Below are 7,259 nucleotides of genomic sequence, written 5' to 3'. Positions count from 1 at the left end.
AGTGTCCAGTTTGGCGTGGAATGCGTGTCCAGTTTGCGGCGGATTAGGCGTCCAGTTTGGCTGGATTACGCACCCCGTGGTCTCCAATACCTGAAGCTTGGCCAAGAGGCCATCGATTTGGTCGTCGGGCTGCTGCGCGCCGCCGGAGGCCTGGATGGCGGCTTCGAGGGTAGGGCGGTCGAAGGGCATGGTCGCTTCGCGCAGAGCTTACGGCTGAAACTCGCTCAGCGGCGTCACGCAGATGATGTCCGTCGGCGGCACCATTTGGCGCAAGCGCGCCTCAGACTCGTAGGGATAAGCGTCTGGACGAATCGTTGCGTGATGGCGACTCAGCACGGCAAGGGACATTTCGTACCCGGCCTTCAGGACGTCTCCGGGCAGGGCTACCTCAACGACGACCGCGCGACCGATTGTCTCCAGCTTCGACGCAATTGATAAATCTTGCTTCAGCGGCATGAAGATTGACTCGCCGCCGAAGAATCGGAAGAACGTCTCGGTCCCGGAGGTCTTGACCAGGGACCGGGAAAGGCAGGCCCAAACAAAACCATCTCGCAGCCTGCGCTGCCCGTGCCGCTCGAAATAATCCTCCCATGCAGCCTTCATCTCGGTGACCTCATCTGCGGTGAACTGGTCTCCGAACATTGATAGGAATTCAGCCTGATGGGCCTGAACGTTGGTTGGACGGAGGCCGCGTGTCTCGAAGAAGCCGGGCGATGGCTCCTTGGTGCAGTGATAGCCGTGGATGCGCTGCTGCTTAAGGTAAGCCTCGAGGTCGTCGGCGATGGAGCGAACCGACCGGCTCTCAGGGACGGTATCCAAGAACTCGTGATCTTGGAACAGATGCCGATGACGGGCCAAGCGGGCGACGAACGCGGCGGGCAGCGCGTCAGAAGAGTCAAGACGAAGAGGTGGTGACATGGTGATGAGTATTGCATGAGTTCGCCTCATCTTAACAACGACCGCTTTGCTGGAAGTTGACCGACCGTAATGGGTCCAGGCTGTGTCAAAACGCAAAATAATTTCGTCGAAAGAAAAATCGACCTCTCAAAACGGCCGCTAATGCGATTTTCTCGACATCGGCAAGGGTGTTCCTACCTACGAAATTTTGTCGCATTTGCGTTTTTACACAAGCTCGGTCGACTCCGGCCGTTCGATCTTAGCGTACGGATTTTTGCCCTTCGCGAGGTGTCCCCGACTTCATCAAGGACCCGTTGGGGTGCGAACCAGCCCATCGATCCACTTGCATTGCCGCGACGTTCTGCTGGCGTGACCGTCACCCGGTATCGTCACCCTAGCCGTGGTCGATGGCGTGGCTGTGGCCTTGTGCTGAACAGTACCCCGCCGCTATCGGCGTAGGGTCCGCTTTCCCTGTCTGCATCCGTCCGGTGGGCCGAGCCGCTGGTCGAACTGATCGGCAAGGATCAAGCCAAGGACGACGACAGCGATGCGCTATTTGCGCGTGCCAAGAAAGACGACGCGGTCTCCGTCGAGAACAAAGCACATGCGCCCATCAGCAGCGCTGACATCGACCGCGTGATTGCGCGCATCAGCGCCGCCTTCACCAACAAGTTCGGGCGGGTGCTGACGGTGCCTATCGAGAAAGTCTGGGCATTCCGTGATTTGCCACATGCCATTCTCGCTAGTGCAGCGGCGCAGGGCATCCAGGCGACGGCGGTGCACGCATCCGACGACCGCGCCGATGATGCTAGATAAATAGCTTTTCATGCTTCCTTGGGCTTAACGGCTGCTCCTTTGAAAACGCCACCAGACGTTATTTCTCCCTCGGCGGTGTACGCGATTCCACCCGATTGGCGGCCTCAAGCATTGCATACATGCTGATTGGGGAGAGGTCAATATCTTCCATCAGACTACTCAAATACTCACGCGATTTGGTCAGCACGCCGTTGCGTTTGCACACCAGCCATGCAACGGCCTCAGCTTCAACTTCTTTTTGTGCATGGTTTAGATGCATTCTGCCCGGCCAACGCCCCTTCGAGTCTGCACCAACGTGGCCGCAATAGACATGCCCTAATTCATGCGCCAGCGTGGCATACCGGGTCGGCAAATTGTGTGTGGCGTTGACCTTGATTCGGAAAACTGTCGTCGTGCTATTATCATCCGCGCATATTGCCTTACACGTCTCAGGCATAATGTTAATCCCTGAAGCAGTCCCTGCCAGCAAGGCACCGTAGCAGCGCGTTTCCTCTACGTGAACCTCGTATTTCGCGGCGGCTTTGCATGTTTGTTCATAAATTGTCGGAGATAACTCACCCGCCGCGAACAATGGGTTTTCATTTTCTCCGGGTAATGAGTCGCCTTCCGTATCCCCCTGCTCAAACAGGAACGACACTGGTCCGAAAGCTCGGAGAATCACTATAGGTATAGCATCGGACTTGACGTGTCGTCCGATACTTTTCCATTTTCGCCGTGAAGCCACAGCCCCTGATCCTGGCCGCTGAACACGCACAAGCATCGCGTTGTATATCGATAAGTTGTTGAAGCGCACAACAAATTCCAGGAATTCATGGAATCCATCCACGCCGTTCGTGGCAAGCGATTCCGCAAACAATTGATCAATCGCTGATTGGCAGTCCTCGAAATGCAGGAGCCGATTCCCCGCCGCCGTATCGACAATTTCGACATTTTCCATTGCGATCTCCATCAATTCTTAGGTCACCCCGGGGCACAACGGCGGGAAAAGTTACAGGATTACCTGCGCACGGTGCTGCTTCGCTCACCCGCAGCGACGAGGGGGCGGGGGCCGATTCCATTATCGACAATCCAGACCGTGCTGCTCCTGGCGTGGGCCAAGTCGGCCTAGGTTCACGGAATGTCGTGCAACCCTGGCATCGTGCAGGCGCCAGCGTGGCGCATGGCGTCACCGGTGTTCTTGCGGTGGGCGCAGGTCGATGACACGCCCATTGGGGAAGACCCACACGTCACCTTCCGTCGTGATGAATTTGATCGCACCCTCGAACGGATACCCGCCGCTATTTGCGCCGGATTCAGGCGCACGACGACGGTCGGGATGCATAAAATCTGGGCATTTGACCTGTCGCATGCGATCTCCGCCCGCGCACACGGGCCGCCAAGGCATCAGATCGTCGGCGCACCACGTACTTTATGATGGTGCGGCACATATTGAAAAGGCGGTTTTTCATCAGATTGCCTTGGGCGTGACGACGGTCAATACGGTGGACCGGGACACGTTGAAGCGCCGCGCCAAGCTGCTGATGCTATCACCGCGCCCATGCAATTCCGTCATCGTTTGGCGCTGCGCTACGGTCGTTTTAGGCGGCCGGCCGAGCGTTTTTCCTTCCGCCTTGGCTCGGGCCAATCCTGCTTGGGTGCGCTCCACCAACAAGTCACGTTCCATTTCCGCGACCGCCGCCAGCATCGCCAGCATCAACTTGCCGGCGGGCGAACCCAGATCGAGCTTGCCGAGCTGCAAAACAATGACTTCGACTTTCCGCTCGGCCAGGCGCTTGATGGTCGCCAACACGTCCGGTGCATCGCGTCCGAGCCGATCAAGTTTGGCCACCACAAGCGTGTCGTTGCGGCGAATCTTGTCGAACAGTTCCTTGAACTGCGGTCGCTGCGCTGCGTGCGCTGAGCCGCTCACGGTGTCGGCAAACCAGTATTCGACAGCATAGCCGGCCCGCTCGATTTCAAGACGCTGGTTCTCGACCATCTGCAGCGACGTCGATACCCGACCGTATCCGAAAATTGCCATTTTGTCGGTTCCTTTGACTGTTGGAAAACGCGTGTCCACGTTTCCAGCATGGCAGAAAATCGCAACCCTATATTGATAACAGCCAAACAAGTGGCATTTTTGTGGTGTTGGAATACGGTCCTTTTCTGACAGGTGAAGCCTCGGGATACCGAGACCGGTACGTATTCTAATTTCAGTCCTTGCGCATACGCAAAGCAAAAGCCAACGAATCGTCGAATAGTTAAAAGCTATTGAAGGAGACAGACCAGGCCAAGCCGGCTGTTAAACAACAAAAACCACTTCCAAGGAGTACGGCCGTGCGCAGATATCTACTTTCCGTATTGGGTCTGTTGTCTTTTTTGATCGGGCTGGGTGCGGCGCCGAGTGCGCTGGCCACCACAACCACGCTGACGTTCGATGAATATCCAGATGGAACCACTCTTACCACGCAATACCAGGGTGTCGGGGTCACGATTTCCGGCGCGGCTGTATCTAACGCTCTTGCTACCCCTTGGCCTGCTAATACGGGGGCGAACGTTGCCTTCGCCCAGACCGGTCTGATGACGTTCACCTTGAACTCCACCATCACTGGTGCGATTCAAACTGTCTCGGCCTATGTCTCAGGGGATACCAGTGTCGGCATCTACGCCTATGACGTAGGCGGTGTTTTGATTGGGCAATCAGTCACGCCTGGGGCTACTAATAATTTGCTTGTCTCGGTGGCTTCCTCGGGCAACCCGATTGCCCGTGTCGCGATCCATGACGGTGGTTCCAGCTTCGCGATCGATACGCTGACGTTCGCCACTACAGTAGTCAGTAACGTCAAGCCGGTGGCCGATGCCGGCGACAAGCAGAAGGCGCGTATTGGCAGCCTGGTGACGCTGGACGGCAGCCGCAGTGTCGATCCGGACCATCAGCCGCAGCCATTGGCGTATCACTGGACGCAGACGTTCGGCCCGTCCGTGGCGTTGTCTGGCGCGACCACGGTGAGGCCGACGTTTACGCCCTTGACCCAAGGTAATTACGTGTTTTCGCTCGTCGTCAATGATGGGCAGGCCAACAGCAATACTGCAACGGTGAAGGTGACGGCATCCAAGAACGGGAATCTGAGCGCGGCAGAAGTCAGCGGGATACTTGTCAACCCGTTCGGGAAGTGAGCATAAATGACGCGCGAGGGGGCACATCACCCTTGAATAGCTAGAGAAAATCGGCGACAGCGCAAGCCAAATTGCTGACCGAGGCATGGTCAATCTTATCGGCATGCTGGGTAATGTTTGCAGCGGACTGGGGGAGCTGAAGCATTAAGCGCGCGCTCATAGGCTCGACAAAATGTAATCTATTTTGTTTGGGCGGTGGTTTCAAGAACAACTGCAGTGGGAAACCAATTGGCCGGTTTTGATCTTACCCCCGAACGGTCGACCTTTCTGAATGCAGATAACTTGCCCCCTTGAATTAGTACGGCAAGAATGTAGAGTCTGCCCTTAGGGAGGCAGGCATGATGAATCGCTGTAGGCGTTCAGTCCTACGGTGTTTTGTTTGTTACTTGCACTTAACGGGCATCAGATTATGCATTTCCTGCGCAGCCTCTCGGTGACGCCGGAGAAAGGGGATCTGCTCTGGTTTTGTGGGCCTGCGCAAGCAGGTTTTTCCGCTAGAAAGTACAAGTTTTTTGACTCCAGGTGGAAGATCCTTCGCTAGGAGCAAAGCGCCGTCGTCTGCAAATGCAAGCAGATGAGAATCGAGCAGCGCATGCAAGTGTACGCAAAGAAGCAGCCCATTGTACAAGTTGGTTTTTTCGCGGCGGTTTGCGACATTCCAAGGTATAAGATGTGCAGCTTGTAGCAGCCGGGGCGCACTAAGGCCGGTCACAGCGCAAGCGCCGTTCCATGCCGCCCTCACATCCCTTGCGAAAATGTCATGATTGGCTCGTTGTGCCACCATAGCCATATAGTTAAATCCACCAGGTGCAAGCTGTAACGGGACTGAACTACTGTCGATTCCATCTTGTCCCGGCGGCGGCATATAATCACGTCCGTCAATCCAGACCACAGTCGGATTTGAACTCATCCTGAAACCGGTGAAGAACTCAGAAAAGGTAACGCCGGTTTGGCCCACTTTCTTCCAACACTTCATGACAGTGACCGTGTATCGGTCCCGCGGCGGACGGTGCTGCGTTTTACTCGTCACTACCTTGGACGCGACTTTGCCGACGTACAGCTCAGTACCCTGGTTTGGGTTAGTATAAAAAAGAAGGACCGTTTTTCTTTCAAGGCCGACGTTTAGCGCCGCATGTGGAATATTCCAATGTCCAGTTTGATTGGTGCCGAACAGTACTTTGTTTGTACTTCGGCTTGATGCCTTGCGGTTGCTGAGATTGATTGCCAAAAATGGCTCGCGCGTGAGCAATGGAATCTCAAACCAGTGCGTTATCTCTTCGTTCAAAGAACCCCCTTAGTTTCCTGCCGACAGGTGGCGGCAGCGCCGCTATTCTGCCGCCACAGATAATTGATAAGATAATAAGCCACCTTGTGTTGGCCGAGCTAAATACTTCTGTCGTAATTGTGGATGTCTGCTTATGATCTTACCGAGACGATCAGCGTTGCGACAAGCGGATGTTTAACGACAGATTTCATCCGCCAACAAATGCGGTCAGCAGGGACGTGTTAGGCCGATTAGTTTTCAAAAAGGATTGAATCATCGCTTTTGTAATAGTTGGCAGCTGCCGTCTTGAAACCCTTCATCGTTGCCCAGTTGAAGCCTCCCCCAACCACAGCACCAACGCCGAATGGAACTAAACGACCAACAGCAATACCACCGCGCTTCGCCCCGTATTTTGTAACGATAGTCGTTCCCACTTTTTGGTTTATGCGTTTAAAGATTTCTGCGGGCACACGTTTGAACTGCGCGATAGCAATTTTTGTTGTAACCCGGACTGTCGCCTCTTTCCCTAAGGTTAGTACCCCGCACCAAAGACCGAGAACTCTGACAAAGTCTTGATTAAAAGAAGCGTCGGTGTCTCGTTCATAGATCTGCCCCACTCCGATTGTCATTCCGGCCATGCATCGGAGCATGTAAGCAAGATCCGCTGAGATGGCACCAGCCTCAATCCCAATCTGAGTTACTGTGCCTAAGCCCGGAATCACACTAGGTAAAGCAGTGACTGCGCCCTCAGATGCATAGCGCCAGCAGATTTGGTCGGCCCATTTACTTGCAAGTCCATCTTTCGACATCGACGGATGCGCCGCTCGCATATCAGCTATATGACGCGCTACATCTGTGCTGCTTGGTTGCAGCGTTTCTATGGCCTTAAGTACGAGCGTCGTGATTGCTGACTGGTCAGACATTGAATCTCCTGCAATCTAGTTTTAGGGCTACCAGCGGGAACCAGCCGAGGTTGATTCGCCGATATAGTAATTATCGGGGAGCATCGACAGGCAGACATCAACCCATATTGGCAGGTGGTGTTCCCTTGAGCTTGTTGACGATCATCGCGTGCTTATCCGGTTAGCTCCCAAGCCTACTAGATGTAGTGGATCGTGATTTCGCG

Annotated in this window: 9 protein-coding genes; 1 reads left to right on the top strand and 8 read right to left on the bottom strand. The window is 54.9% G+C overall.

What is annotated here, in order from left to right:
• The 6 genes from ACFOFO_RS20780 to ACFOFO_RS20755 all read right to left on the bottom strand — a co-directional run.
• Positions 1 to 189, bottom strand: a 189-nt coding sequence (locus ACFOFO_RS20780) for a hypothetical protein (RefSeq protein WP_390332704.1), incomplete at its 3' end; no start/stop codon positions are given.
• An 18-nt stretch (positions 190 to 207) separates the two neighbouring features.
• Positions 208 to 918: a hypothetical protein gene (locus ACFOFO_RS20775; RefSeq protein ID WP_390322536.1), complete on the bottom strand. Its 711-nt coding sequence runs from the start codon at positions 916 to 918 to the stop codon at positions 208 to 210.
• Between the two features lie 531 nt (positions 919 to 1,449).
• On the bottom strand, positions 1,450 to 1,725 hold the full coding sequence (locus ACFOFO_RS20770; RefSeq protein WP_390322537.1) for a hypothetical protein: 276 nt from the start codon (positions 1,723 to 1,725) through the stop codon (positions 1,450 to 1,452).
• A 46-nt stretch (positions 1,726 to 1,771) separates the two neighbouring features.
• On the bottom strand, positions 1,772 to 2,650 hold the full coding sequence (locus ACFOFO_RS20765) for an ImmA/IrrE family metallo-endopeptidase (RefSeq protein ID WP_390322538.1): 879 nt from the start codon (positions 2,648 to 2,650) through the stop codon (positions 1,772 to 1,774).
• 228 nt (positions 2,651 to 2,878) lie between these two features.
• Positions 2,879 to 3,061: a hypothetical protein gene (locus ACFOFO_RS20760; RefSeq protein WP_390322539.1), complete on the bottom strand. Its 183-nt coding sequence runs from the start codon at positions 3,059 to 3,061 to the stop codon at positions 2,879 to 2,881.
• A gap of 99 nt (positions 3,062 to 3,160) precedes the next feature.
• Complete coding sequence (locus tag ACFOFO_RS20755) at positions 3,161 to 3,733, bottom strand: recombinase family protein (protein ID WP_390322540.1); 573 nt, start codon at positions 3,731 to 3,733, stop codon at positions 3,161 to 3,163.
• A gap of 296 nt (positions 3,734 to 4,029) precedes the next feature.
• Here ACFOFO_RS20755 and ACFOFO_RS20750 point away from each other — a divergent pair, with 296 nt between their 5' ends.
• Complete coding sequence (locus ACFOFO_RS20750; RefSeq protein WP_390332703.1) at positions 4,030 to 4,869, top strand: PKD domain-containing protein; 840 nt, start codon at positions 4,030 to 4,032, stop codon at positions 4,867 to 4,869.
• Between the two features lie 382 nt (positions 4,870 to 5,251).
• Here ACFOFO_RS20750 and ACFOFO_RS20745 read toward each other — a convergent pair whose 3' ends face one another.
• Both ACFOFO_RS20745 and ACFOFO_RS20740 read right to left on the bottom strand, forming a co-directional pair.
• Positions 5,252 to 6,154, bottom strand: coding sequence for an HNH endonuclease (locus tag ACFOFO_RS20745; protein WP_390332700.1), 903 nt, complete (start codon positions 6,152 to 6,154; stop codon positions 5,252 to 5,254).
• Between the two features lie 230 nt (positions 6,155 to 6,384).
• Positions 6,385 to 7,056 (bottom strand): hypothetical protein, encoded by a 672-nt coding sequence (locus tag ACFOFO_RS20740; protein ID WP_390322546.1) that lies wholly within the window; start codon positions 7,054 to 7,056, stop codon positions 6,385 to 6,387.
• Positions 7,057 to 7,259: the final 203 nt, after the last annotated feature.

This window comes from Pseudundibacterium arcticum (assembly GCF_042646465.1).
Lineage (GTDB): Bacteria > Pseudomonadota > Gammaproteobacteria > Burkholderiales > Burkholderiaceae_D > Undibacterium_A > Undibacterium_A arcticum.
The sequence above is the reverse complement of the archived record's forward strand: the minus strand, read 5'-3'. Positions and strand labels throughout refer to the sequence as shown.